The 25,921-nt window shown below is 77.3% G+C and carries 19 protein-coding genes; 6 read left to right on the top strand and 13 right to left on the bottom strand.

Annotation, left to right across the window (positions count from 1 at the left end; all coding sequences use genetic code 11):
* Window positions 1-10: 10 nt before the first annotated feature.
* The 3 genes from recD to recC are packed head-to-tail and all read right to left on the bottom strand — an operon-like array spanning window position 11 to window position 8,783.
* A complete protein-coding gene (gene recD / locus ABD158_RS00315; RefSeq protein ID WP_344002060.1) occupies window positions 11-1,909 on the bottom strand; it encodes an exodeoxyribonuclease V subunit alpha in 1,899 nt (632 codons plus the stop codon).
* Window positions 1,906-5,349: a UvrD-helicase domain-containing protein gene (locus ABD158_RS00320; RefSeq protein WP_344002063.1), complete on the bottom strand. Its 3,444-nt coding sequence runs from the start codon at window positions 5,347-5,349 to the stop codon at window positions 1,906-1,908. The genes recD and ABD158_RS00320 overlap by 4 nt, the downstream gene beginning before the upstream one ends.
* Window positions 5,346-8,783 carry an exodeoxyribonuclease V subunit gamma gene (gene recC, locus ABD158_RS00325; RefSeq protein WP_344002065.1) on the bottom strand — a complete coding sequence of 1,146 codons (3,438 nt, stop codon included), beginning with the start codon at window positions 8,781-8,783 and terminating at the stop codon, window positions 5,346-5,348. The genes ABD158_RS00320 and recC overlap by 4 nt, the downstream gene beginning before the upstream one ends.
* A 91-nt stretch (window positions 8,784-8,874) precedes the next feature.
* Between recC and ABD158_RS00330 the strand changes: the two genes are divergently transcribed.
* Entirely contained in the window at window positions 8,875-10,077 is a 1,203-nt protein-coding gene (locus tag ABD158_RS00330) for an SGNH/GDSL hydrolase family protein (RefSeq protein WP_344002068.1), read from the top strand.
* A 33-nt stretch (window positions 10,078-10,110) separates the two neighbouring features.
* Here ABD158_RS00330 and ABD158_RS00335 read toward each other — a convergent pair whose 3' ends face one another.
* On the bottom strand, window positions 10,111-10,665 hold the full coding sequence (locus ABD158_RS00335; protein ID WP_344002070.1) for a hypothetical protein: 555 nt from the start codon (window positions 10,663-10,665) through the stop codon (window positions 10,111-10,113).
* Window positions 10,666-10,899: 234 nt separating this feature from the next.
* Here ABD158_RS00335 and ABD158_RS00340 point away from each other — a divergent pair, with 234 nt between their 5' ends.
* The gene (locus ABD158_RS00340; protein WP_344002073.1) at window positions 10,900-12,036 is read left to right on the top strand and encodes an SGNH/GDSL hydrolase family protein; all 1,137 of its coding nucleotides are present in this window, start codon (window positions 10,900-10,902) and stop codon (window positions 12,034-12,036) included.
* A 42-nt stretch (window positions 12,037-12,078) separates the two neighbouring features.
* On the opposite strand, the gene ABD158_RS00345 is transcribed toward ABD158_RS00340, so the two are convergent.
* The 4 genes from ABD158_RS00345 to ctlX form a co-directional block, all read right to left on the bottom strand.
* Window positions 12,079-12,297: a hypothetical protein gene (locus ABD158_RS00345; RefSeq protein ID WP_344002076.1), complete on the bottom strand. Its 219-nt coding sequence runs from the start codon at window positions 12,295-12,297 to the stop codon at window positions 12,079-12,081.
* Window positions 12,298-12,640: 343 nt separating this feature from the next.
* Window positions 12,641-16,114 (bottom strand): error-prone DNA polymerase, encoded by a 3,474-nt coding sequence (locus ABD158_RS00350; RefSeq protein ID WP_344002079.1) that lies wholly within the window; start codon window positions 16,112-16,114, stop codon window positions 12,641-12,643.
* A gap of 155 nt (window positions 16,115-16,269) precedes the next feature.
* Window positions 16,270-16,629: a hypothetical protein gene (locus tag ABD158_RS00355; protein ID WP_344002082.1), complete on the bottom strand. Its 360-nt coding sequence runs from the start codon at window positions 16,627-16,629 to the stop codon at window positions 16,270-16,272.
* 44 nt (window positions 16,630-16,673) lie between these two features.
* Window positions 16,674-17,708 (bottom strand): citrulline utilization hydrolase CtlX, encoded by a 1,035-nt coding sequence (gene ctlX, locus ABD158_RS00360; protein WP_344002085.1) that lies wholly within the window; start codon window positions 17,706-17,708, stop codon window positions 16,674-16,676.
* A gap of 112 nt (window positions 17,709-17,820) precedes the next feature.
* Here ctlX and ABD158_RS00365 point away from each other — a divergent pair, with 112 nt between their 5' ends.
* Window positions 17,821-18,282 carry a DUF6194 family protein gene (locus ABD158_RS00365; RefSeq protein ID WP_344002088.1) on the top strand — a complete coding sequence of 154 codons (462 nt, stop codon included), beginning with the start codon at window positions 17,821-17,823 and terminating at the stop codon, window positions 18,280-18,282.
* Between the two features lie 64 nt (window positions 18,283-18,346).
* Here ABD158_RS00365 and ABD158_RS00370 read toward each other — a convergent pair whose 3' ends face one another.
* Complete coding sequence (locus ABD158_RS00370) at window positions 18,347-19,969, bottom strand: DNA polymerase Y family protein (RefSeq protein ID WP_344002090.1); 1,623 nt, start codon at window positions 19,967-19,969, stop codon at window positions 18,347-18,349.
* 47 nt (window positions 19,970-20,016) lie between these two features.
* Between ABD158_RS00370 and ABD158_RS00375 the strand changes: the two genes are divergently transcribed.
* On the top strand, window positions 20,017-20,613 hold the full coding sequence (locus ABD158_RS00375) for a TIGR03086 family metal-binding protein (RefSeq protein ID WP_344002093.1): 597 nt from the start codon (window positions 20,017-20,019) through the stop codon (window positions 20,611-20,613).
* Here ABD158_RS00375 and ABD158_RS00380 read toward each other — a convergent pair.
* Complete coding sequence (locus ABD158_RS00380; protein WP_344002096.1) at window positions 20,610-21,278, bottom strand: hypothetical protein; 669 nt, start codon at window positions 21,276-21,278, stop codon at window positions 20,610-20,612. The genes ABD158_RS00375 and ABD158_RS00380 overlap by 4 nt on opposite strands.
* Window positions 21,279-21,448: 170 nt before the next feature.
* On the opposite strand from ABD158_RS00380, the gene ABD158_RS00385 reads away from it, so the two are divergent.
* Entirely contained in the window at window positions 21,449-22,453 is a 1,005-nt protein-coding gene (locus tag ABD158_RS00385; RefSeq protein WP_344002098.1) for a formylglycine-generating enzyme family protein, read from the top strand.
* Between the two features lie 200 nt (window positions 22,454-22,653).
* Window positions 22,654-23,436: an alpha/beta fold hydrolase gene (locus ABD158_RS00390; protein ID WP_344002100.1), complete on the top strand. Its 783-nt coding sequence runs from the start codon at window positions 22,654-22,656 to the stop codon at window positions 23,434-23,436.
* Between the two features lie 16 nt (window positions 23,437-23,452).
* On the opposite strand, the gene ABD158_RS00395 is transcribed toward ABD158_RS00390, so the two are convergent.
* From ABD158_RS00395 to ABD158_RS00405, 3 genes are all read right to left on the bottom strand, one after another.
* Window positions 23,453-24,175, bottom strand: a complete 723-nt coding sequence (locus ABD158_RS00395) for a nitroreductase family protein (RefSeq protein ID WP_344002102.1) — start codon at window positions 24,173-24,175, stop codon at window positions 23,453-23,455.
* Entirely contained in the window at window positions 24,172-24,963 is a 792-nt protein-coding gene (locus ABD158_RS00400; protein WP_344002104.1) for an ABC transporter ATP-binding protein, read from the bottom strand. The genes ABD158_RS00395 and ABD158_RS00400 overlap by 4 nt, the downstream gene beginning before the upstream one ends.
* On the bottom strand, window positions 24,960-25,921 hold a 962-nt coding region (locus tag ABD158_RS00405; RefSeq protein WP_344002106.1), incomplete at its 5' end, for a FecCD family ABC transporter permease. The genes ABD158_RS00400 and ABD158_RS00405, both read right to left, overlap by 4 nt.

Here is a 25,921-nt window from a genome sequence, read left to right on the forward strand (position 1 = left end):
GGCCCGAACCCTATCGGCGCCCGGCGTCGGCGGGCCCGTCCGCCGCCCGGGCCGTCCGCAGCCGCGCCGCCAGGCCGGTCGCCCGCTCGGCGCGCCGCTCGACCGCCGCCCGCACCGCGGCCCGGCTGCCGACAACCCGCAGGCGCCGCTCGGCGCGGGTCACGGCGGTGTAGAACAGCTCGCGCGTCAGCAGGGGCGAGTCCTCGCCGGGCAGCAGCACCGTGACCTCGGCGGCCTGGCTGCCCTGGGACTTGTGGACCGTCATCGCGTGCATCGTCTCCACGGCGTCGAGCCGCCCGGGCGAGACCTCCCGGCCGCCGGCGAAGAAGGCCCGTGGCCGGCCCGCGGTCGGCACGACGACGCCGGTCTCGCCGTTGTAGAGGTCGAGCGTGTAGTCGTTGCTGGTCACCAGCAGCGGGCGCCCGGCGTACCAGGGCCCGTACGACGGGGCGACGCCGCGCGCCTCGTCGTCCTCGGCGAGCCACAGCTCGACGCGGCGGTTCCAGGCCCCGACGCCCCAGGGGCCCTCCCGGTGGGCGCACAGCAGCCGGTGGGCGTCCAGACCCGCGAGCGCGCCGGCGACGTCGCCGTCGCGCGCCGCGCCGCGCACCCGCCGGGCGGCGCCGAGGCAGACCTCGTGCAGCTCCGCCGCGGCCCGTTCGGCGGCCTCCGGTCCGTCGGCGGCGTCGGGCAGCTCGACGAGGCTCACCTCGTCGTCCCCGGCGTCGAGCACCGCGAGCACGCCGTCCGCGTCGCCGCGGCGCAGGCGCTCGGAGAGCTCGTTGATGTGGCGGGTCGAGCGGTGGTTGACGGTCAGCGCGGCCACCGGCGAGCCAGAGGTGTCGGCGTGGGCGTCGACGAGGTCGCCCAGCACGGCACCGGCCCCGACGGAGGTCAGCTGCTGGGGGTCGCCGACGAGCAGCAGGCGGGTCCGGGGCCGGACCGCCTCCAGCAGCCGCCCCATCAGGGTGAGGTCGACCATCGAGGACTCGTCGACGACGACCACGTCGTGGCCCAGCCGGTTGCCGCGGTGGTGGCGGAAGCGGGTGGCGTTGTCGGGCCGCCAGCCCAGGAGCCGGTGGAGGGTGACGCCCGCCAGCGCCGGCAGCCGGTCGACCAGCGCGGCGGCGTCGCCGGCGCGCAGCCCGGCGAGCTCACCCGCGATCGCCTCCTCGAGCCGGGTCGCGGCCTTGCCGGTGGGGGCGGCGACCGCGATCGAGAGCCGCTCACCGCGGGCCGCGGCCTGGTCGGCCAGCAGGAGCAGGACCCGGGCGACGGTCGTGGTCTTCCCGGTGCCGGGGCCGCCGGTGAGGATCGTGGTGCGCGAGCGCACGGCGTGCTCGGCGGCGCGGCGCTGCTCGGCGCTGAAGTGCTCGCCGGCGACGGCCGCGACGGCCGCGGCGAGCCGGTCCTCGTCGACCTCCGGTGGCTCCTGGGCGGCGCGGCGGGCGAGGTCGTCGGCGACCTGGGCCTCGAGGCGGTGGTAGCGGTCGAGGTAGAGCAGCCCGTGCTCGTGGTGGAGCACCCCGGCGTCGACGAGGACCGAGCCGCGCACGGCCCGCGCCCACGCGGTCGGCTCCGGCCAGGGCGGCGCGGAGGTCGCGGGGGTCGCGGGGGTCGCGGGGGTCGAGGGGGTCGGACCGAGGTCCTCGGCGGGCGGGGCGGGAGCGGCCCCCGGCGCCGCGGCGAGGTCGAGGGCGACCGAGCCCCGTCGTACGGCGCGGACGGCGAGCGCGACGGCCAGCAGCACCGTCTCGTCGGTCTCCCCGCCGAGCGCGCCGACCCGGACCGCGACGTGGGTGTCGGCGGCGGTCAGCAGGCCGGCGCGGTTGAACGCCGCCAGCAGGCCCTCGGCGCGCAGCGCGAGCCGGTGGTCGGCGGCGTCGGTGGGCTCGAACAGCTCGGTCACGTCGGGTCCCCGTCCCCGGCGCCGGGGGCGCCGTCCAGCAGGTCGGACATGGCCTCGACCAGCGCGGCGGGCGGCCGCCACGCGAAGACGCCGCAGGGCTGGCCGTCGACCACGGGGGTCGCGGTCCCGCACATGCCGCGCAGGTAGAGGTAGAGCACGCCCCCGAGGTGGGTGGCGGGGTCGTAGCCGGGCTGTCGCCAGCGCAGGAAGCGGTGGAGCACGACGGCGTACAGCAGCGCCTGCAGCGGGTAGTCGGAGTGGGTCATCGCGGCCGCCAGCGCCGGCGGGGCGTAGCGGCCGGCGGTGGCCGGCTCGTCGAGCGGGCCGAGCCAGTTCGTCTTGTAGTCGACGACGAGGTAGCGCGGGCTCGCGGCGTCGCCGACGCGCAGCACCACGTCGACGGAGCCGGTGAGGTAGCCGCGCAGGCCCTGGTCGCCCAGCGGGCCGCGCAGCGTCGCGGCGTAGGGGCGCAGCGGGTCGTCGGCGGCGAGGTGCCGCTCCAGCAGCGGGGCGAGGTCGCCCAGCCGTACGTCGGACCTCGTCCCGGGCCTCCCGTCGGCGCCCGCGGCTCGGTCGCCGCCGGCCAGCGGCAGCTCGAACTCCATCTCGGCCAGCCGCTCGGCGAGGGGCAGCGCGCGCAGGGTGACGTCGTCGGCGGCGGGGCCCAGCGGGGTCTCGCCGACGGCCACGAGGGCGTCGACGAGCACCTCGACGTCGACGTCCACGGCCCAGCGGGCCCGCTGCTCGACCACGTGGCGCGTCAGCTCGGCGCGCCAGTCGCCGGCGGCCGGGTCGGCCAGCTCGAGGACCGCGTGGACCAGCGAGCCGAACGTCGCGCCGGTCGGCAGCGTCGCCATCGGCGAGACCGGGTCGTCGGCGAGCGCGACGGCCGGCAGCGCGGCGGGCAGGCCGGGGGCGTCCTCGTCGTCGCGGACGCCCACCTCCGGCTCGCTGCCGACGCCGGGACCGGCGAGGACCGGCGCAGGGGCGTCGCCCGCTGCGGCGCCCGGAGCGGCGCCCGCCCCCACGCCGACGGCGTCGAGCCGGCTCAGGGAGGAGTACGACGTGCGGCGCCACACCTGGTCGACGACCCGGGAGGCGCGGCGCACGGCCAGCGGGGGCGGGTCGCGCGGCACGAGCGGCGCCCCGGCGTCGGGATGGTCGGCGCGCTCGACGACCGGGCCGCCGGCGGCCTGCCAGGCGGCGAGCCGCTCGGCCATCTCGTCGTCGGGGGGCGGGGTGGGCCGGGTCCTCACCTCGACGGCGCCCGGCTCGCGCATCAGCAGCCGGTGCAGCGGCGAGGCGGCGGCGTTGGACGACGGCGCCCACCAGGCGACGACCTGCGACTGCGCGCGGGTCAGCGCGACGTACAGCAGCCGCAGCGACTCGCCCGCCTCCTCCTCGGCCCAGCGGGCCTGGTGGTCCGACCAGTGCGGTCCGCCGTTGCCGACGTTGCGGCAGCGCGTGCCGTCGGCGTCGTGGAAGAGGGGGCGGTCGGCCGGCGGCACCCACCGGTCGGCGACGGCGGGCAGGTAGACGACCGGGTACTCCAGGCCCTTCGACGCGTGGACCGTCACGAGCTGCACGGCGGCGGCGTCGGAGTCGAGGCGACGCGTGCGCTCGCTGCCCTTGCGCTCCCGGCCGAGGCGGACCTGCTCGCGCAGCCAGCCCAGCAGCGAGACCAGGCCGAGCCGCTCGACGAGAGCGGCCTCGTGGAGGGCCTCGCCGACGTGGCGCAGGTCGGTCAGCCGGCGCTCCCCGCCGACCTCGCCGAGCACCCGGGCGGGCAGGCCCTCGGCGGTCGCGGCCTCCCAGACGGCCGCCGCCCCGCGGACGCGGAGCAGCTCGGTCCAGCTGCGCAGCCGGTCGGCGACCGCGTCGGTGAGGTCGTCGCCCCCGGCGTCGAGGTCGGCCACGTCGTGGCCCAGGAAGCAGGTGAGGGCCGCGGCGCGGACCCGCGCGCTGCGGTGCGGCTGCTCGAGGCCCTCGAGCAGCACCAGCCACTCGGTGGCGGCCGCGGTGGCGAAGACGCTGCCGCCGCCGGCGATGACGGCGGGCACACCGACGGCGAGCAGCGCGTCGCGGGCGGTCGCGAGGTCGGCGTGGCGGTGGCTGACGACGGCCACGTCGCGGGCCTGGAGCGGCCGGCCGTCCCAGGTGGCCCCGGAGGTGAGCAGGCGGCGGACGTCGCGGGCGAGGTCGAGCGCGACGCGGGGCCGCACCTGCCGCACGGTCGGCAGGCCGTCGCGGCCGAGCGCGGTGAAGTCGGCGGTGCGCAGGGTCCGCAGCCGGAACGCCGGCAGCGGGGCGCCGTCGGCGCCCAGGATTCGCGACGTCCGGTGGTGGGCGGTGACGGGGCCGACCCGGATCCCGGCCCCCAGCTCGGCCCCGCCCAGCAGCACCTGCAGGCGCTCGAGGAGCGTGGCGTCGCTGCGGCGGTTCACGACGAGCGTGTGGTGGTGCTCGGCGGAGCCGGCGGCGGTGAGGTAGGTGGCGACGTCACCGCCGCGGAACGCGTAGATCGCCTGCTTCGGGTCGCCGATCAGCACCATCGTGGCGTGGCCCGAGAAGGCGCGGTCGAGCACGGCCCACTGCACGGGGTCGGTGTCCTGGAACTCGTCGACGAGCACCACCGACCAGCGCCGCCGCATCCGCTGGCGGGCCGCGCCGGCCTCGTCGGCGAGGGCGTCGGCCAGCCGCGAGAGCAGGTCGTCGTAGGACAGCACGCCGAGGCGGCGCTTGCGGCGGTCGACCTCGGCGCGCACGGCGTGGGCGAAGGCGACCTTGCGGCCCGGCACCGTGGTGCGCTCGGCGTCGGCGGGCTCGGGGCGGGCCTGCGGGTCGCCGACGACGTCGGTGGCGATCGCGAGCGCGGTCTCGTGGTCGAACGCCGGCGGCTCGGGGTCGTAGGCGAAGGCCCGCAGGTAGAGGTCGTCGGTGACCTCGCCGACGAGGTCGGAGAGGTCCTCGACCAGCCGGGCGGCCGGGTCGGTGTCGCCGGCCACGCCGAGCGAGTCGAGCACGAGCCGGCAGAACTGGTGGGTGGTCACGATCGTGGCCGCGTCGTACGACGCGAGCGCGGTGACGACGCGGCGGTGCGCGGCCCGGCGCCGCTCGCCGTCGAGCGTCCGGAGCAGGTCGACCAGCTCGGAGGCGGGCACCGGGTCGGGGCCGTCGGGCCCGGCCTCGGCGGCGGGGTCCTCGGAGAGCACCCGCTCGGCCTCGACCAGCTGGGCGCGGACCCGCTCGCGCAGCTCGCGGCTGGCGGCGCGCCCGAAGGTCACGACGAGCATGTCGTCGAGCGCGACCGCGCCCTCCGCGACCATCCGGGTGACGAGCGCGCCGATGGTCCAGGTCTTGCCGGTGCCGGCGCTGGCCTCGAGGAGCACGGTGCCGGTGGGCAGCGGACCGGTCACGTCGAACGGGGTGGGGGTGCTCACAGGGGTCGGACCTCCTCGTGCGCCAGCACGGGTTCCCAGAGCCGGGTCGCGGCGGACGCGAGACCGGCGTCGAGGAGCAGCTGCAGCGGGGCGCGCTCGCCCCAGACCCGCACGTGGGCGGCCTCGGCGTCCTCCTTCGGGAAGGAGCGCGGGTTGAAGGTGTCGGTGACCCACTCGCGGGACGCCTCGGCGGCGGGGTCGACGCGGGAGCCGGCCTGGCGGCGGGCGGCGGCGCGGGCCCAGGCCTCGCCGGTCGCGGCGGGCAGCGGCATCGGGGTGCGCAGCCCGAGGTCGCGCATCCGCACGAGGTCGGCGAGCAGCGGCAGCGCGCGGTCGTGCAGCGGGCCGGCGACCGCGCGGGTGGGGCCGCGGCGGGCGTCGCGGCCGACGGTGTGGGCGGTCCAGGGCCGCTCCGGGTCGGCGGCGCTGAGCGCCAGCAGGTCGACCCAGCCGGCCAGGCGGTGGGTGGCCTTGAGCCGGGAGTAGCCCAGGCGCACCACGCGGTCGCCGTGGACGCCGCCGACGGTGCCGACCAGACGGCGGCCCGCCAGGTCGCCGCCGAGCTCGACGTCGACGTCCACCGCGTCGGGGCCGTCGGCGCGCAGCTCGGCGGTGCTGGTCCACAGCCGCAGGCAGTCGTCGACGATCTCGGCGAGCGAGGCCTCCCCCAGCTGGCCGGGCCCCAGCCGCCCGCCCAGCTGCTCGGCGGTGAACAGCGCCTGGGGGTCCGCGCCCGCGAGCAGCTCGCGCAGCAGGTGGTCGCCGACCTCCCAGCGCGAGAGCTGCTTGAGGGTCACCGGGATCGCGGTGGCGGGCTCGGCGACCTCGCGGGGCAGGGACACGTCGAGGCGCTGGCGCAGGAAGGTGCGCACGGGTCGGGTGACGAACTCGCGGAGGTCGTCGAGCGAGACCTCGGCGGCGGGCGGCAGCGCGGGGAGCGGCAGAGGCACGAGCGGACCGGGCTCGACGCGGTCGGTGACGAGCGCGCGCGCCCCGGCCAGGGCGCCGGTGTCGAAGGAGAACGGTCGCCGCGCCGGACCCTCGACGCCGTCGGCGGCCCACTCCGGCGGGTCGTCGCCGGGGGCGCCGGCCTTGAGGTTGCGGGCGTCGTGGGGCTGCAGCGGGTGGCGGGTGAGCACGTGGTCGCGCACCGCGGTCGCGCCGGTGCGGTCGGCCGCGTCGAGCAGCTCGCCGAGGGGGACCGCGGGCGGACGACGGGCGCCGGTGTGCTCGTCGGCGCCGGCGTAGGTGACCACCAGGTGCTCGCCGGCGGCGAGCACGGCGTCGAGGAGGAGCTGGCGGTCCTCGCCGCGGGCGTCGCGCTCGCCGGTGAGCGGACGCCGGGCGAGCACGTCGTCGCCGTCGGGCACGGCGGCGCGGGGGAAGACGTCGTCGTCGAGGCCGAGCAGGCAGACCACGCGGTGGGGCACCGAGCGCATCGGCGCCATGGTCGACACGGTCAGGGTGCCGGTGCGGAAGTTGGCGCGCGTGGGCCGGGCGGCCAGCCGGGTGCGGAGCATGGCGCGGGCGTCGGCGAGGCGGAGCTCCTCGGTGCCGTCGCCGCCGCGGGCGGCCCGGTCGAGCTCGCGCTCCAGCTCGGAGACCTGCCAGGCGTCGTCGCGCGCGACCTCGCCGAGCGCGGCGACCCCCCGTCGTACGGCGTCGGTCCAGGCGTGCGCGGGACCGGCGGCGGCGAGCTCGCGCAGGCAGCCGTCGAGGCGGTCGAGCAGCTCGGCGAGGCGGCCGGCCAGGTCGACCTCGCTGCTGCCGACGTCGTCGAGGGGCAGCCCGACCCCGAGGTGGGCGTGCTCGTCGCCGCTCATCGCGACCCCGAGGAGCACCCGGTCCAGGCCGGCGCGCCAGGTGTTGTGGCCGAAGCGGTCCATCGCCCACGCCGCGCGGGACTCCCGGTCCAGCCCCCAGCGCACCCCGGCGGCGTCGATCCACCGCTGCACCCGGTCGAGGTCGTCGTCGCCGAGCCGGAAGCGGCGGCGCACCACGTCGCTGGCCACGAGGTCGAGGACCTCGGTGGTCGTGACCCGGCTGCCGGAGAGCTCGAGGAGCCGGTCGGCGAGGGCCAGCAGCGGGTTGGTGCTGCCGAGGGAGCGGTCGGCGAGGCGCACGCGGAGCCGGTGGGCGGGGTGGTCGCCGCCCGCGACCGGGGCGCCGCCGGGCTCGGGGGCGCCCGCGCCGAGGCCGAACCCGGCCGAGACGAGCGGCGCGAACGTCTCGACGTCGGGGCACATCACCAGCACGTCGCGGGGCTCGAGGGTGGGGTCGTCCTCCATCAGCCCGACGAGCACCTCGCGCAGGACGTCGACCTGCCGCGACGCACCGTGGCAGGCGTGGACCTGCAGGCTGCGGTCGTCGGCGGCGAGCGGGCGGGCGGCCCGCTCGGCCGGGGTCGGGGCGCGGTCGGCGCGCAGGTCGGCCTGCAGCCGGCCCAGGAGCGTCGCCGGGGGCCCGCCCGGGGGCGCGGCGGCTCCGTCCGCGGGATCGACCGGCAGGGCGGGGCGACCGGCGAGCAGGGAGGCCAGCTCGCGGGCGTCGCGCCCCAGCGAGGCGAGCAGGGGGTGGCCGACGGGGGCCGCGGACTCCGCGTCGGCGCGCGGCACCGGGCGCCCGGCGCCGTCGGCGCGGGCGGTCTCCCAGCGGGCCGGGGAGGCGACCGGGAGCCACAGGTGGACCTCGCGGTGCTCGCCGAGGGCCTCGAGGAGCTCGATCTCGGTGACGGGCAGGCGCGTGTGGCCGAACAGCGACAGCCGCCCCGGCAGCGCGAGGCCCGGGTCGCCGGTCCGCAGACGGGCGAGCGTCTCGGCGTGGCGCAGGTCGGGGGCGGGGGCGTCGACGCGGGCGAGGACCCGGCGCCAGAGCTCGGCCTGCCAGGCGAGGTCGCCGTCGAGGGGACCGCCCGCCCCGTCGCCCTCGCCGGTCCGCCCGTCGCCGGGGCGGGTGCGCCAGTCGGTCACCAGCGAGGGCCGCTGCACGGCGTACGCGGCGAGGAGCCGGGCGAGGCGGTGGGCGACCGACCAGCGCCGCGCGCGACGCAGCTCGCCCTCCTCCCCCGGCACGCCGTGGCCGAGGTGGTCGGCGAGCGTCGCGCACCACGCCTCGCCGAGGGAGTCGTCGACCGCGGACAGCACGGGCCACACGAGGCGGTCGGGGTGCCAGGGGTCGTCGCGCTCGCGGTCGAGCAGCAGGGCCACCAAGGAGTGGGGCGCGAGGAACCGCACGCCCGCGCAGGCGCCGTCGCCCCCGCGCGGGCCCACGCCGAGCCGGTGGGAGAGCCGCTGGCCGAGCCAGCGCTCCACGCCGCGGGTCGGCACCACGACGACCTCCTGGGCGAACGGGTCCGCCAGCGGGGTCGCCAGCAGCCCGGCGAGACCGTCCGCGAGGGCGGCCGTCCCGGGGGCGTGGTGGACACCGAAGCTCACACGCCGACTCAATCACGCCCCACCGACACCGCCCGTCGCCTAGGGTGCGGCTGCCCCGTCGGGAGGGACCCGGCCGGCGCGAGGAGGTCCCGTGCGCGTCGCCGCTGTGCTGACCGGCCTCGCCGCGACCCTCGCCCTGGCCTCGCCCGCGACGGCCTCCCCTGCGACGACCTCCCCTGCGACGGGCAGCGCGGCCGGCACGACGGTGGGCGCGGCGACACCGGCCCCGGGCGCCGGGTGCGCCGCCGCACGCGAGCACACCGGGCCGTGGCGGATCACGTTCGTCGGGGACTCCATGACCCAGGGGCTGACCGGGTCGGCGACCTACCGCTACTGGACCTGGCGGGGCCTGCGGCGTGCGGGCGTCGACGCCGCGTTCGTCGGGCCGCGCTTCGTGACCAACGGCGCGCCCGCGGGGCTGGCGGCGGCGCGGACCTACGAGCACCCCGACCACGGGTTCGCCCGTCAGCTCGGCCACGCCGGGCGCTCGCGCGCGAAGTTCCCCACCCACCCCGACCCGCCCGAGCAGCTGGTGCGCCGTCTGCGCCCCGACCTCGTCGTGCTCCAGCTGGGCTACAACGACGTCAACGTCGCCGGCGTCACCGCCCGCGACGTGACCCGTCGTACGGCGGGGTTCGTGCGGGCGCTGTGGGCCACCGACGCCCGGCTCGGGCGGCCCCGCACGCTGGTCGTCCTCGGGCAGGTCCCGGAGGCCGGCCGCAGCCCCAAGCTGCCGCTGGCCGAGAAGAACGCCACCACCGAGCGCGCCAACCGGATGATCCGGGCGCGTCTCGCCCGGCCGTGCCTGGTCGAGGTCAACGGGCTGCGCGACGGCCTCGGCGCCGAGCGGGGCCCGGACTGGGACCCGGCCCGCCACACCTACGACGGCACCCACCCCAACGCCGTCGGCGAGACCCTGATGGCCCAGCGGATGCTCGACGCGATGCGCAGGCTCGGCGTGTTCGCCGGACGGGTCGACGTGGTGCGCCCGGGCGAGACCTGGGCGCCCGCGCCGGCCGTCGCCGGGAGCTCCCTGGGCGGGCGCCGGTGGCGCTTCGACCTGACCGACGAGCTCGCGCGCACCGGCTCGCAGCGCTGGCGGCTCACGGTCACGGGCCCCGAGGGCAACACGCGGAGCACCGACTGGCTCGAGACCCCGACGGCCGTGCTGCGGGTGCCGCGCGACTCGCGGGTCCGGGCGGTGGTGGGCCGCGGTCGCGCGCCCGGCCTGCCGATGGTCTCCGAGCCCGGTCCGGCCTGGCGCGTGCCCACGCCGGGGCTCACGCGGGACTGACGCGGGACTGACGCACGACGCCGTTCGGGCCGGTCAGCCCTGGCGGACCGCCGGGCCGAGGCGTCGCGCCCGGGGCGCCCAGTCCGAGGCCGACCCGCGCTGGGCGCGGGCGGTCACCCGCACCGGGCCGTCGGCGCCGCCGAGGCAGCCGGCCGGCACGCTGAAGGTGACCGGCGCGTCGGCGTCGAAGGTGTCCGCGCTCGCGCGGAACCCCGGGCAGCGCACCGCCCGGCCGCGGTCGCCCCACGACGAGATCCGTCGGACGCCGAGGACGTCGGAGTTGGGCTGGGCGAAGGCGCGGTACTCCGGACCCGGGCGGTCCGGGTCGGTCGACACGTACGCCGTGTAGGTGTCGCCGTCCCTCAGCGCACGGGCGTGCTTCACCGAGACCCGCAGCGTGGCGGCCCAGCGGACCGTGACGCGGGTGATGTCGGCGGCCCCGTCGCCACGGGCGTCGCCGAAGCTGCGGGACGCCGCGGAGGCGCCCGGCGCGGCTCCGAGGACCAGCACCACCGCGCTGAGCAGGGCGAGGACGGGCCCCAGGACTCGGCGGAGGAGGTGGGGGCGGGCGTGGCGGAGGGTGGCCATGACCCCAGGTTGGCGCAGGCCACCGACGTCGTCCACCGCCCCCCGTCGTCCGATCCGGGGGATCGTTAGGCACGAGCGTGCACCGTCGCCTAGCCTGGACGGCGGCCCCGGGACAACCCGACACGCCGTGGGCCGCCCGCAGGGTCGATCGGATCGCATGGGGAGGTGGGCATGGCCCGGCCGCAGGCTGCCGTGCGTCGTCGAGTGCCCCGCGCGGCGGTGGTCGCGACCGCCTTGAGCATCCTCCTGCTCGTCGTGGTGCTCGTCGAGGCCCGCAGCGCCTCCGAGCCGGTGCTGGTCCCGCAGGAGGCCCGGGTCAGCCCGGCCGCCGGCGGTGGCTGCCCGGTGCTGGACCCGGAGCGCCGCCCGGTGCGGATCATGTTCGTCGGCGACTCCATGACCCAGGGCCGCAGCGGCTCCGCCACCTACCGCTACTGGGTGTGGCGCGGCCTGACCGACCCCGTCGAGGACGGCGGCGCCGGTCGCGAGGACGTCGTCTTCGTCGGCCCGACGACGACGCTGAACGGCCCCGACGGCGCCTCGGCGTACGAGCACCTCGACCACGGCTTCGCCGACCAGCTCGAGCACGCCGGCTCGGCCGGGGCGACGTTCCCGAGCAGCCGCGAGCAGTTCCCCGCCGCGCGGCTGGTGCGCCAGGGGCGGCCCGACGTGATCGTGCTGCAGCTGGGCTACAACGACGCCAACGACCCGGACCTGACGCCCGCGGAGCTGGCCGAGCGGTTCACCTCCTACGTGGAGGCCGTGCGGGCCGTCGCGCCGGACACCCGTTTCGTGCTCGGCGAGATCCCGCCCGCGGAGGGCGCCCGCAGCACGCCGGAGGAGACCGCCGAGCGCAACCGCCGGACGGCCGAGGCGAACGCGCTCGTGGCCGAGCGCTGGGGCGGCTCGCCCTGCGCGGTGCAGGTCAACCGCCTGCGCGACGCCGACGACCCGGCCTGGGACCCGGTCGAGCACACCTACGACGGCGCCCACCCGGACCCCGCGGGCGAGACCCTGATGGCCGACCGGATGCTCGAGTCGCTGGGCCGGCTGGGCGTGTTCGCCGGCGAGGTGCACGTCTACGACGCCGACGAGGCCTGGGACCCGCGCCCCCGGCCCGAGGTCACGGCCACCGACGACGGCCGCGTGCGGGTCGCCTGGGCGAGCGAGAAGGACCGGCTGAGCGCGACCAGCCTGCAGCTGCTGGTCACCACCGACGGCGAGGAGCGCGAGACGCGCTTCTACACCGACGACGTGGTGACGCTCGACCTCGGTCCCGGCGAGCACGAGGTCCGCGCCGTGGTCGGCCGGGGCCTGCCCGGCCGCATGGTCAGCGAGCCCGGCGAGCCCGCGGTCGTCACCACGCGCTGAGGCCCGGGCGTCCGTGACGCCCGGGCCCCCGCGGGGTCGACCTCAGTCGTTGGTGGGCTTGCCCGAGTACGGCGAGGCGTTGGGCCCGGCCGTGCCCTCCTGGGGCTTCGAGCCCTCGACGCCGGTGGCGCCGTCGATGTTGTCGTCGTCCTCGGGGTGGGTCGGGTAGCCGGCGGTGGCCTGGTCGGGGTAGATCTCGCCGGAGTCGGCCAGGGACTCCGCGTCGGAGACCTGGCCCTCGGACTGCTGGGGGTCGCTCATGGCTCCCCGGTACCCAGGACGTCGATCCACTTCGCGCCGATCGTGGATCGGGCTGGGAGTCGGCGCCCGCGTTCCTTACCTTTCTCCCGCCGGGGAGCCTCCGGCGCCGGACGGGCAGCGGCCCCCGGGGGCCGTCGCGCATCGCGCGGCGGGTGGGTGGCGCAGGTCCCGACGAGCACGGGGCGGCGTCGGAGGCGCTCGGGTCCGTCGACCCGGCGCGACCTCCCGCCGTACCCCCGCCGAGTGGGCGCAACCTCCCGCCGTACCCCGCCGAGTGGGCGCAACTTCCCGGGAGCTCGCGCCGACTCGACCCACCGCACCGGGAGCTCGCGCCGACTGGCTCTCAGCGGAAGTCGCGGGAGCGGTGGCGGGCGGCGAGGGCGGCGCCGGCGTCGGGCTGGATCGACTCGAGGGGGTCGAGGCGGTCGGCGACCAGGTTGACCACGCCCTCCGAGCGCTCCAGGATCCCGCGGACGACGAGCCCGGCGGCGTGGGTGGCGACGCGGCGCTGGCGCTTCCACAGCCCCGGGGAGACGACGACGTTGAGCAGGCCGGTCTCGTCCTCGAGGTTCAGGAACGTCGTGCCGCTGGCCGTGCCGGGCCGCTGGCGGTGGGTGACCAGGCCGGCGACGACGAGCCGGCGGCCGGGCTGGTCGGTCCACAGGTCGGCGACGCTGCGGATCCCCGCGGCCCGCAGCCGGGGGCGCAGGTGGCCGAACGGGTGCCCCTCCGGCGAGACCCCCGTCGCCCAGAGGTCGGCCAGCGTCAGCTCGACGGCGTCCATCGCCGGCAGCGTCGGCGGCGGACCGGCGACCCGGATCCCCTCGAGGTGCTGCTCGGTCTCGGTGTGCCCGGCCGCCCACAGCGCCTCCCGGCGCCCCCATCCGGAGCCGTCGCCCCCCATGTCCTCGAACGCCCCCGCGGTGGCCAGCGCCTCCAGCTGCCCCGAGTCCAGGCCGGCCCGCCGCGAGAGGTCGACGAGGTCGGCGAAGGGCCGCTCGGCGCGGGCCGCGACGATCCGCTCGGCCACGTCGACCCCGATGCCCCGCACGGCGTCCAGCCCCTGCCGCACGGCGTACGCACCGTCGCGGCGGTGGGTGGGCGTCGGGTCCGGCGCGTCGGGGTCGTACGGCGTGGGCTCGGCGTCGCCGGCGACGCAGGCGTCGAGCCCGGTCGGGCCCGGCGTCCGGCCGGTGAGCAGCTCGAGGTCGGCGCGGGCAGCGGAGCGCAGCAGGTCGGGACGCAGCACCTCGACGCCGTGGCGGCGCGCGTCCTGGGTGAGGGTCTGCGGGGAGTAGAAGCCCATCGGCTGGGAGCGCAGCAGCCCGGCGAGGAACGCCGCGGGATAGTGCAGCTTGCACCACGAGCTGGCGTAGACGAGGACCGCGAAGGACAGGGAGTGCGACTCGGCGAAGCCGAAGTTCGCGAACGACAGGATCTGCGTGTAGACGCGGTCGGCGAGCTCGGGGGTCATGCCCTTGCGGAGCATCCCGGCGTACAGCGAGTCCTTGACGCGCTCGATCCGCTCGACCCCGCGCTTGGAGCCCATGGCGCGGCGCAGCAGGTCGGCCTCGTCGGCGGTGCAGTCGCCGAGCACCCGCGCCATCTCCATCAGCTGCTCCTGGAACAGCGGCACGCCCAGCGTGCGCCCCAGCACAGGCTCGAGCAGCGGGTGGGCGAAGGACACCTCCTCGACCCCGGTCGCGCGCCGGATGTAGGGGTGCACGGCGCCGCCCTGGATCGGGCCGGGGCGGATCAGCGCGATCTCGATGGCGAGGTCGTAGAAGCAGCGGGGCCGCAGCCGCGGCAGCGTGCCGATCTGGGCGCGGGACTCGACCTGGAAGACCCCGATCGAGTCCGCGCGACAGAGCATGTCGTAGACGGCCGGCTCCTCGCGCGGGATGTCGCGCAGCTCCCAGCGCTCGCCCAGGTGGCCGTCGATGATCTCGGTCATCTCCGCGATCGCGCCGAGCATCCCGAGGCCGAGCAGGTCGAACTTGACCAGCCCCATCCACTCGCAGGCGTCCTTGTCCCACTGCAGGACGGTCCGCTTCTCCATCCGCGCGTGCTCGATCGGGCAGACCTCGCCGATGGGGCGGCGGGTGAGGATCATGCCGCCGGAGTGGATGCCGAGGTGGCGTGGGGCTCCGAGGAACGCCTCCGCGAGCTCGAGCACCGGCGCGGGCACGTCGATGCCCGGGTCCTCCTCCGTGCCGCCCTCGGCGACCATCACCCGCGACCACGACGAGATCTGCTTGGACCACGCGTCCTGCTGGCCCGGGGAGTGCCCGAGCGCCTTCGCGGCGTCGCGGACGGCGGACTTGGGACGGTAGGTGATGACGTTGGCGACCTGCGCGGCGTTGTGACGGCCGTAGGTCTCGTAGACCCACTGGATGACCTCCTCGCGCCGGTTGGAGTCGAAGTCGACGTCGATGTCGGGCTCCTCGTCGCGGTGCACGGAGATGAACCGCTCGAACGGCAACCGGTAGAACACCGGGTCGATCACCGTGATCCCCAGCGCGTAGCAGACCGCCGAGCTCGCGGCGCTCCCCCGGCCCTGGCAGACGATCCCCTGGCTGCGCGCGAACGCGACGATGTCGTGGACGATCACGAAGTAGCCCGCGAAGTCCTTCTCCGCGATGACCGCCAGCTCGTGCTCGACGCGGTCGCGGGCGTCGGCCTCGAGCGGGCCCCCGGCGTAGGTGCGCTCGAAGCCGCGCTCGGTCAGCTCCCGCAGCCAGCTGGTGGCGGTGTGGCCGGCGGGGATGTTGCGGTCGGGCAGCCGCGGGGTGGCGCGCTGCAGGTCGAAGGCGCACTCGTCGGCCAGCGTCACGCTGCGGGCCACGGCGCCGGGGTGGCGGGCGAAGAGCCGCGCCATCTCGTCGCCCGAGCGCAGGTGCGCGGACGCCGACGGGGGCAGCCAGCCGTCCATCTCGGCGAGGCTGCGCCGGGCCCGTACGGCGGCCATCGCGGCGGCCAGCCGGCCGTCGGCGGGGCGGGCGTGGTGGACGTTGCCGGTGGCCACCGTCGGCAGCCCGGCCTCGCGGGCCAGCGCCTCGAGCGCGGCGTTGGTGGTGGCGTCGGTGGGCAGGCCGTGGTGGGAGAGCTCGACGGCGACGTGCTCGGCGCCGAAGCGCCTCGTCAGCTCGCGCAGCGCCTCGTCGGCGCGGCCGGCGTGGACGCCGCCGCCCGCGAGCGCCTGGCGGACGGTCCCCTTGCGGCAGCCGGTGAGCACCAGCCAGTGGCCACGGCCCCGCTCGGTCAGCTCGTCGAGGTCGTGCAGCGGGCGACCCTTCTCGTCGCCGCGCAGCTGCGCCTCGGTGATCGCGGCGGCGAGGCGGTGGTAGCCCTCGACCCCGCGGGCGAGCACGAGCAGGTGGCTGCCCTCGGGGTCCGGCACCCCGGTCTGCGCGGCGCTGAGGTCGAGGCTGAGCTCCGCGCCGTACACGGTCCGCAGCGGCCGCTGCCCCGCCGCCAGCAGGTCCTGCGCGGTCTCCGCGAACAGCGGCGCGCCGTAGAACCCGTCGTGGTCGGTGATCGCCAGGCCGTGCAGCCCCAGGCGCACCGCCTCGGCCGCGAGGTCGTCGGGCCCGCTCGCGCCGTCGAGGAAGCTGAAGCTCGAGTGGCAGTGCAGCTCGGCGTACGGCGTGCCGGTCGCGGTCTCCTGCGGGGGCCGGGTGGGCCCGGTCCCCGAGCGGCGCTTGCGGCGCGAGATGGGCGCCTCGACGTCGGGGGCGTCGGGCACCTCGGGCCGCGAGCCGTCGGAGAGCCGGCGCTCCAGCTCGCGCCACGGCATCGCCGGGTTCTCCCACCCCATGCCGCAAGACTAGCCGAACACCTGTTCGACCGAGGTGCTACTTGCCCAGGCGCCTCTCGGCGGCCCGGCGCGTCCGCCCTGCGGCCTTCGCCAGGTCCTTCGAGGACACGGAGCGGCCCGGTGCCGACGAGCGCTTCGTGCTGGCGCTCGGGGCGTCAGCCGCGCTCTTCGTCGTCGACGTCGTCATCCGCTTCCACCTCCGTGTCGCCATCCGTGGTCCCCGCCAGCTCCAGGTAGTCCGCCTCGGCCGCCTCGGCCGCACCGGCAATCAGCTCTGCATCCTCGTCCGTGGGTGCGCTGTTCACAAGGGTAGTGAGGGCGTTCCAGCCCATCAGCTGGCTGTAGGGGTCGGCATCCCTCGTCAGGTCCAGGGCCCACTCCGCCCGAGCCCACCACTGCGACCGCTCCCCCAGCCGCCGATCGATCCGCGCGCGTGAGCGAGCAGCCGCGTAGGCGATGAGAGCGGCCACCACCGCTGCGGCGCCGCCGAAGCCCGGCGAGAGGAAGAACTCCACGAACGCTGCCTACCGGCGAGCACCGACATCCCCGCCCCGGACCGTCAGGAGGCCGGCGTGCCCTCCATGAGGTCGCGGCCGTCGGCGGTGCGGGGGTGCTCGTCGATGGCCTCGACGGCCTCGGTGATCTCGGGCTCGACCTGCGGGCGGCGGTCGAGGTGGACCCCCGCGATCATGCAGCGCACGGAGCCCCCGGCGAGCTCGATGGTCGGGATGTCGACCGCGACGATCTCGCAGGACTCCTCGATCGCGGCGACCTGGTCGTCGCGCAGGCTGGCCCGGGCCCGGGCCGACATCACCATGACGTAGCGGCGCCGGCCCTCCGGCGTGCGGCCGCACAGCTCGACGGCGTTGCCGGCGAACTCCCGGACCTGCTCCTCGGTGATCTCCACGACCGTCCGGCCGTTGACGCTCAGGCGCTCGCGGACCTGCTCGCGGCGCTGCTCGTCGGGGATCATCCCGAGCGCGAAGAGGGCGACGTCCGTGCCGACGCAGCCGATGACGTTGGTGTGGTAGACCGGCACGCCCTGCGAGTCGACCGCCTCGAAGGCCATCGGCTCGTAGCCGAAGTCGGTGCAGAAGCGCTCCAGCACGTGGGTGTCGGCGCGGTGGCTGCGGGCGGCGTAGGCGACCCGGGAGACGTGGTCGAGGACCATCGCGCCGGTGCCCTCGAGGAAGATGCCGTCGCGCTCGAGGCCGGAGTAGTCGACGATCGTCTGGACCCGGTAGTCGGACTTCAGCATCTCCAGCACGTCGGCGCGGCGCTCGTGGCGGCGGTTGGAGGCGTACATCGGGTAGACCGCGACCTGGCCGCCGGCGTGGGTGGAGAGCCAGTTGTTGGGGAAGACGCTGTCGGGCCGGGTGTGGTCGGAGTCGGAGAAGACGTGCACCCGCACGCCCACCGCCCGCAGCGCGTCGGCGACGGCGTCCATCTCGGCCAGCGCCCGGGCGGCCGTGTCGTCCTCGCTCTGACCGGCCGGCGCGTCGGCCTGGAAGGCGTTGTCGGCGGCGGTCGCCGGGTTGGGCCGGAACCTCTCCGCCCGGACCAGGACGACTGCTGACGGGGCCTGCGCACTCACGCTGCGTGACGCTAGACCACCCCGGCGCGGCGCGACGATCGAGGTGCTCCGAGCGGAGGTCGAGCAGCTCGGACCGTGGCGGCGGGCCCTGTCACCCGGCGAGGATCGGGGGATGAGCATGGACCGACTGCTGGAGACCGTCCGCACCTTCGACGGCGTGCTGGAGCTCGCCCCGACCGAGGGCGGACCCTTCCCGGAGATCGCCTGGGGCGACCACTTCTTCTACTACGCCCCCGACGGGGAGGTGCCGACCCGCGAGCAGCCCTACGCGACGTTCGTGACGAAGGACTACCCCGACGACACCGCCTCGGACCTGGACGGCCCGGGCCGCTGGCGGCTGAACGTGCACGTCGGCGCCGCCGCGTTCACCGAGCTGACCGGCGAGGACCCGCGGGACGAGCCCGGGTCGCACGACTGGACCGCGACGGACGTCGTCGTGCCGCACCCCGTCTACCGCGCCCAGGGCTGGGTCTCGATCGTCTGCCCGGACCCCGCCCACGACGGTCTCGCCGTCGAGCTGGTGCGGCGGGCGCACGACGACGCGCGGCGGCGGGCGGAGCGCCGGCGGGCGTGAGGGCCGAGCACCCCGGCCGGCCCGGCGGCCGGGTCGGCCGTCGGTGTCGGTGCGGATGTCGGTGTCAGTCGTAGCCCGCCTCGGTCCACCAGTCGGCGCCGGCGAGGGACAGCAGCCAGGCGCGGCCGTCGACGCCGACGACCTGGAAGCGGGTGAGGCGGCGCCCGCCGTCCCACCAGGACTCCTCGACGGGCCAGGGGCCCGCCCAGGCGGCGACGGGCTGCCAGCCCTCGGCGGCGCAGGTGCGGAAGCGGCCGGGCACGCCGGTCATGGCGCCGCGGTCGTCGACGAGCACGGGCCGGCCGTCGTCGGTGAGGACCCCGGCGGGCCAGGGCTCGGGGAAGACGCGGGCCGGCGGCGGGTCGGGCAGGCGGCCGGGCCAGGGCAGGGTGCGGTCGCGCAGGGCGGTGGGGCGCTCGCCGTACGGGACCAGCGTCTGGCGGTCCGCGGGCCCGCGCCCGCCCTGGAGCACGGGGACGACGACGCCCTCGTGGCCGAGGATGCCCTGCACCTTCGCGAGCCCGCGGGCGACGCGCTCGTCGGTGGAGCCGCCCCACAGACCCTCGGCGTGGGCCCCCTCCGGCACGGCGACGACGGGCACGAACCGCACCAGCGTCACCGGCGAGCCGACCTGGGTGGCGGCGCGCCGGCCCTGCGCCCCGGTCCCCGCCCCGGAGGGGCCCGAGCCGCTGCGGGCGCCCCGGGTCGATCCGGACAGCTGCCAGTGGAGGCGGTCGACGAGGTCGGCGGCGCCGAAGACCCGGGGGTGCAGCCAGTCGCGGCCGACGGCGACGCCCGGGGCGTCCTCGACCTCCACCTCGACCCGCACCTCGGTGGCGGCCAGGCCGTGGTGGGCGAGTCCGGCGACGAAGGCGTCCGCCGTCCGACGGATGGAGAAGCAGAGCACCTCGACGGAGTCCACGGGCGGCTCGAAGACCTGCTCCCGGGCGAGCTCGGGGGGCGGGGTGCGGGCGCCGAGGTGGCCCACGCCGGTGCCCGCGCCGGACACGGCGCGGTGGAGCCAGGCGCCGTACGCGCCGAAGCGGGCGTGCACCGCGTCCGCCGGCAGCGCCGCGAGGTCGCCGAGGGTGCGCAGGCCGAGGCGGCGCAGCAGCGAGACGAGGTCGCCGGCGTCGGGCTGGGTGTCGACGACCTCGACGGGGAGGGCGGCGAGGTAGGCCGCGGACCCGCCGGGGGCGACCACCTCGCTCTCCTGCGGGGCGGCGCGGCGGGCGGCCTGCTCGGCGGTGAAGAGGTCGTCGGCGACGCCGACGCGGCAGTCCCAGGCGCCGGCGCCGACGACCTGCTCCGCGACGACCGCGCCGGCGTGGGCGTCCCCGCCGTAGAACACCCCGGGCGAGCGCAGCGCCAGCAGCCCCGGGCGCAGCGGCGCGACGCCGGGGCGCAGGTCCTCGACGGCGGCGAGCACGGGCTCGAAGGCCCGGGCGTCCCGGTCGGGCGCCGCGTCGAGCAGGCGGAGGTCGGGGCAGCCGGCCTGGGCGTCGCGCTTCCGCATCCCCCGTCGTACGCCGGTCCGTCGGGCCGCGGCGGTGCAGGCGCCGACCCGGCCGCGCTCGAGGACGGCGGCGGGCAGGCGACGCGCGGACTCGGCGGGCATCCCGGCCTCCCACAGCGCCGCGACGACCGGCCAGTCCGGGCACCACACGACCATCACGCGGGCGCCCATCAGCGGCGCACCGATGAGTCAGGCCGCCCCGCCGGGTCGGCCCCGGCATGGACGAGACCCTCGACTTCCACCCCACGGCCACGGCCATGGCGCGCGTGCTGGCCGGGATCCGCGACGACCAGCTGGGCGGGCCGACTCCCTGCCCGGCGTACACGGTCGCCGACCTGGCCGAGCACGTCACCGGGCTGACGGCGGCGTTCACCCACGCCGCGAGCAGGACCCCGCTCGACCCGAGCCTGCTGCGCGACGGTGACGGCGCCCAGCTGCCCGACGGGTGGCGCGAGCGGACCGCCGCGGACCTCGCCGGGCTGGCCGACGCCTGGGACGACCCGGCGGCCTACGAGGGCACGACCATGGCCGGGCCCGTCGAGATGCCGGGGCGCGAGGCGGGGCTGGTGGCGCTGGACGAGCTGGTCGTCCACGGCTGGGACCTGGCCCGGGCGACCGGCCAGGAGTGGGCGCCGGACGCGGCGGCGGTGGCGGCGTGCGCGGAGTTCGTGGCGTCCTTCGACGCACCGGCGAACGAGGACGGCGGGCTGTTCGGTCCGCCCGTCGCGGTCGGCGACGACGCGAGCGACCTGGACCGGCTGGTCGGGCTGACCGGCCGCGACCCGCGCTGGACGCCCCGGCACCACCGCCACTAGCCGGCCTCCGCGATCGGGCGGGCCGGCCGCAGCCCGGACCGCTCGACGGAGCGGTCGCGCCGGGCCGAGCCCTCGGCCGGAAACCACAGCGACGCCTCCTTCGCCGGCCCCGCGCCCCGTCGTACGACGAGGTCGACGTGGCGGCCGGCGAGGTGGCCGGCGCCGTGGTCGGGGCCGGTCCAGCGGACGCCGGTGGCGGCGAGACGGGCCTCGCAGCGGGGCCAGTCGCCCAGCGCGACCAGCGCGGCGGAGCGCTTGCGCAGGCGGGCGGCGAGCTTGGCCGCGGCGGCCTCGGAGACCCGCGGGGGTGGGCGCAGCACGACCAGCGGGGCGACGTCGACGAGCGCGGCGGTGACCTCGAGCCAGGACTCCCCGGGGTCGGGCACGAGGACCGTCCGCGCCAGGTCGACCCCGAGCGAGGCGAACGCCTCCGCCCCCAGGTCGCCCACCCCCACGACCGCCGTCCACGCCCCCTGCGCGGAGGGCCCCGCCATCATCAGCGCGGCCAGGCTCAGGCTGTCCACGGCGTACGACGAGCCGGCGCGCAGGCGCAGCAGCCCGGCCAGGGCGGGGTGCGTGGGCAGCTCGGCGCCGGTGCGCGACCCGGCCTGCTCCATGCCGCGGATGCGCTCCCGCAGCACGTCGAGGTCGGGGGCGGCGGTCACCCGTCCATGATCGAACGCGTGTTCGATTCCGTCAACCGGGTCGGCGCGTCGTACAGCGCGTCGCCCGCGACCGCCCACGACCGCCCGAGGTCACCCTGCCGGACCGCACCGACACCCCCCGCGGTGGTCGAGCGGGAGCGGGACCGGGGGCCGCACCTAGGCTGGCGCCGATGTCCGAGTCCTCCCCCTGCTGCGCCGGCGACGTCAGGGGCGGCATCACCGGCAGCGTCCCGGCCGCGGACCCCGCGCTGGACGCCGACCCCGCCGCCGGCCACGACCCCCGCCCCCTTCCCGAGCGCGCGGCGCCGCAACGCCGGGGCCTGCTGCCGATCGCGGGCGGGGCGTTCACGATGGGCGACCACTTCGGCGAGGGCTACCCCGCGGACGGCGAGCTGCCGCTGCACCCCGTCGAGCTCTCGCCGTACCTGATCGCGCCGACCCCGGTCACCAACGCGCAGTTCGCGACGTTCGTGAAGGCCTCCGGGTGGGTCACCGACGCCGAGGACCTGGGGGTCTCGGCGGTCTTCCACCTCGCGTACGCAGGGCAGCGCCGCCACGTGCTGCACCAGGTCGCCTCGACGCCGTGGTGGCTGGCCGTGCGCGGGGCCGACTGGCGCCACCCCGAGGGCCCCGACTCCGACGTCGCGACGCGCCAGAACCACCCCGTCGTCCACGTCTCGTGGCGCGACGCGCAGGCCTACTGCGCGTGGTCCGGCACCGTCCTGCCCACCGAGGCCCAGTGGGAGCACGCCGCCCGCGGCGGCCTCGACGGCGCCCGCTACCCCTGGGGCGACGAGCTCACCCCGCGCGGGCGGTGGCGCACCAACATCTGGCAGGGCACCTTCCCCACCACCAACACCCTCGACGACGGCCACCTCACCACCGCCCCGGTCAAGACCTACGCCCCCAACGGCCACGGCCTGCACCAGACCTCCGGCAACGTCTGGGAGTGGTGCGCGGACTGGTTCTCGCCCACCTGGTACGCCGAGTCGCCGCGCCGGGACCCCACCGGCCCCGACGCCCCCCGCGAGGGCGCCGAGCTGCGCGTCATGCGCGGCGGGTCCTACCTGTGCCACGCGTCGTACTGCCACCGCTACCGGGTCGCCGCCCGCTCCTCCAACGGCCCCGACGCCGCGGCCGCCAACATCGGCTTCCGGGTCGCCAACCCCCTCTGAGGTGGCACCGTCGGCGGGCTCGCCGCGACGGTGGCGTCGGGCTCGTCCAGGCCCTCCAGGTGGACGACGTGGGGACCTCCGTCCTCGGGAGACCTCGACGCCCACCCCAGCACCGACGCGCCCGCCCTGCCGGCGAGGACCACTCCCTCAGCGCTCGAGAGCCCCAGCCCGCCGGATCCCCCCGGAGTAGCGTCCTAGAGATGACCTTGAATCAGGTTCGACGCGGAAGCGGCAGTCCGTTGCTGATGGTGCACGGCCTGGGCGCAGGAACGCGGTCCTGGGATCCGATCGTCGAGGACCTGGCCGAGCACCGAGAGGTCATCGCTGTCGACCTGCCGGGGTTCGGTGAGACACCGGCGTTGGCCGGCGAGGTCTCGATCGCGAGCCTGACCGATTCCGTGACGGAGTTCATCCGCGAGCAGGGGCTGGACGGGGTCTCCACCGTGGGCCAGTCGATGGGTGGGCGCATCGTGCTCGAGCTCGCGCGGCGCGGGGTCGGCGGCGACACCGTGGCTCTGGACCCGGGCGGCTTCTGGAGCGACCGTGAGCAGGCCGTCTTCGGTGCGACGCTGCGGCCGTCGATCGCTCTGGTCCGTGCGCTTCGAGGCGCCCTCCCGTCGCTGCTCGGCAACCCGGCGGGCAGGACTCTCCTGCTGGCGCAGCTGTCCGCGCGGCCCTGGGCTCTCCCTCGCGACACGGTGCTGCCGGACGTGCTCGGGCTGGCGGACTCCCCGTCCACGCGCGACGCTCTGAACGCTCTGACGAAGGGCCCCAAGCAAGAGGGCGCCCCGGCGGGCACAGCGCCCGGCCGGGTCACGATCGGATGGGGTCGCCGTGACCTGGTGACCGTGCCGAGACAGGCCGCACGCGCCACGGAGCTGTTCCCGGACGCGGTGCTGCACTGGTTCGAGCGGTGCGGTCACTTCCCGCAGTGGGACTCCCCGCGTGAAGCGACGCGCCTGATCCTCGACAGCACCAGCTGAGATCGGTCGCACCTCCCTAGCCCGTCGCCTCGGCCGACCTGCCCAGCGCGACGACGACCGTCACCAGCTGGTCCGCGTCCAGGTCGAGCAACCGCTCCCAGGCGGTGTCGTCGAAGCCCGACACCGGGCAGGCCCGCAGCCCGAGGGCGGTGGCGGCGAGCAGCACCGCCTGCAGCGCGGCCCCGGCGTCGAGGTGCAGCGTCCGGTAGTGCCGCGCCGGGTAGCGCCCCGCTGCCGCGCGGAGGTCGGCCGTGAGCGCGAGCCACGCCGGCGCGCGGCCGGCGAAGGGCGGCTGGTCGAGCGACGCGGCGAGGTACGCCGTCGGGTCGCCGCGGCGGACCGGCACCAGCGACGCGACGGGCAGGCGCAGGTCGGCGCGGTGCACCCCGGTCAGCGGACCCTCCCGCGCCACGACGTACGCCGTGAGCGAGGGCAGGCCGCCCGCGCGGGGCGCCCGCGCCAGGCCGTGGTGGAGCGCCGCCCCCAGCTCGTCGAGGGATGGTGGGCCGCCGAAACGGTACGACGAGCGGCGCGCGGCGAGCACCGCGCCGACGTCCCCGCGGGGCGGGGCCGGCCGGGGCAGGGCGACCGGGGAGCCGTCGTCGCGCGGGGGCAGGTCGGCCAGGTCCGGGGTCCGCGGGGTCGCGGTGGCGTTGAGGACGCGGTGGACCTCGCGGGCCAGCCCGAGCCCCGGGTCGACCGCCGGGTCACCCACCGGGCCGCTCACCGGGGCGCTCACCGGGCGACGTACATCGGTCGTCCGGTCACGGGGTCGTCGACGACGACGGCGGGCAGGTCGAAGACGTCGAGCAGGGTCGCGGGCGTCAGGACCGCGTCCGGGGGGCCGTCGGCGCGCACCCGGCCCTCGCGCATCGCGACGAGGCGGTCGGCGTGGCGGGCGGCCTGGTTGAGGTCGTGGAGCACCATCACGACGGTCATCCCCTGCTCGTCGCGCAACCGCTCGACCAGCCGCATCAGGTCGAGCTGGTGGCGCACGTCCAGGGCCGTCGTCGGCTCGTCGAGCAGCAGCACCCCGGTCTCCTGCGCGAGCGTCATCGCGATCCAGACGCGCTGCCGCTCGCCGCCGGAGAGCGCCTCGAGGCGGCGGTCCGCGAGGTCCCCCAGGCCGGTCAGCGCCAGCGCCCGGTCGATCGCGCCGTCGTCGCGGCGCCGCAGCATGGCCCAGGCCCCGCGCTGCGGGAAGCGGCCCTGCTCGACCACCTCCCGCACCCGCGCCCCGGCGGGGGCCGCGGGCGTCTGCGGGAGCACCCCGAGTCGCCGGGCGATCGCGGTCGAGCCGAGCTCGCCGAGCGGCACGTCGTCGAGGCGGACGACGCCGCCCCTGGCCCGCAGCACCCGCGCGAGGGTCATCAGCAGCGTCGACTTGCCCGAGCCGTTGGGGCCGACGAGCGCGGTGATCGTGCCCGCCTCGATCGCGAGGTCCAGCGCGGGCACGACCACCCGGTCGCCGTGGCCCGCGACGAGTCCGTCGGCCGCCAGCACCGGGGGCAGGGCCGGGCCCGTCACGACCGGCCCTCGCGTCGCAGCAGGCCGATCAGCAGGGGCGCGCCGATCAGCGCGGTCACGGCCCCGACGGGCACACCGGACACGTCGGTGCCGACCCCAGGCAGGCGCAGCGAGACCGAGAACGCCGCGAGGTCGGCGGCGCTGAGCAGCAGCGCACCGGCCAGGGCGGCGACCGGGACCAGCCGCCGGTGGTCGGTGCCGACCGCGAGCCGCGCGACGTGGGGCGCGGCGAGCCCGACGAACGCCACCGCCCCCGCGGCCGCGATCGCGGCGCCCGCGGCGGCGACCGCGGCGAGGAGCACGACCGCCACCAGCGGTCCCGGCCGGGCGCCCAGCCCCACGGCCGTCGGCTCCCCTAGCGCCCAGAGGTTCAGCCAGGGCGCGAGCAGCCAGGCGAGCGGCAGCAGCACCAGCAGCCACGGCCACAGCAGCGCCCAGTCCTCGGGGGTGCGGGCGTTGAGCGAGCCGACCAGCCACCGCAGGACGGTGGCCAGCGGCGCGGAGTCGACCACCAGCAGCAGCGAGGTGGCTGCGGCGAGCACCGCGCCCAGCAGCACCCCGACGAGCGCGAACGAGCGCCGCCCCACGGCGTACAGGACCGCGCCGGTGACCAGGGCGCCGAGCAGCGCGGCCAGGTACGGCGAGGTCGGCCACCACAGCGACGACGCCACGACCGCGAACGCCGCGCCCGCACCCACACCGGTCGTCGAGGGCTCGGCCAGCGGGTTGCGGACGACGGCCTGCACGAGCACCCCGGAGACCGCGAGCAGGGCGCCCGCGCCGAGGCCGACGAGGACGCGGGGCAGGCGGTAGTCCAGGACGATGATCTCCGCGGCGGGGCTCGTCGTACGCCGCAGCAGGACGTCGACCACGTCGGCGGCGGGCAGCTCGGAGCGGCCGACCAGCAGGTGCGCGAGCACCAGCGCGACGCCCGCCACGGCGCCGAGGCCGAGCAGCG

Source organism: Nocardioides lentus (assembly GCF_039529515.1).
Lineage (GTDB): Bacteria > Actinomycetota > Actinomycetes > Propionibacteriales > Nocardioidaceae > Nocardioides > Nocardioides lentus.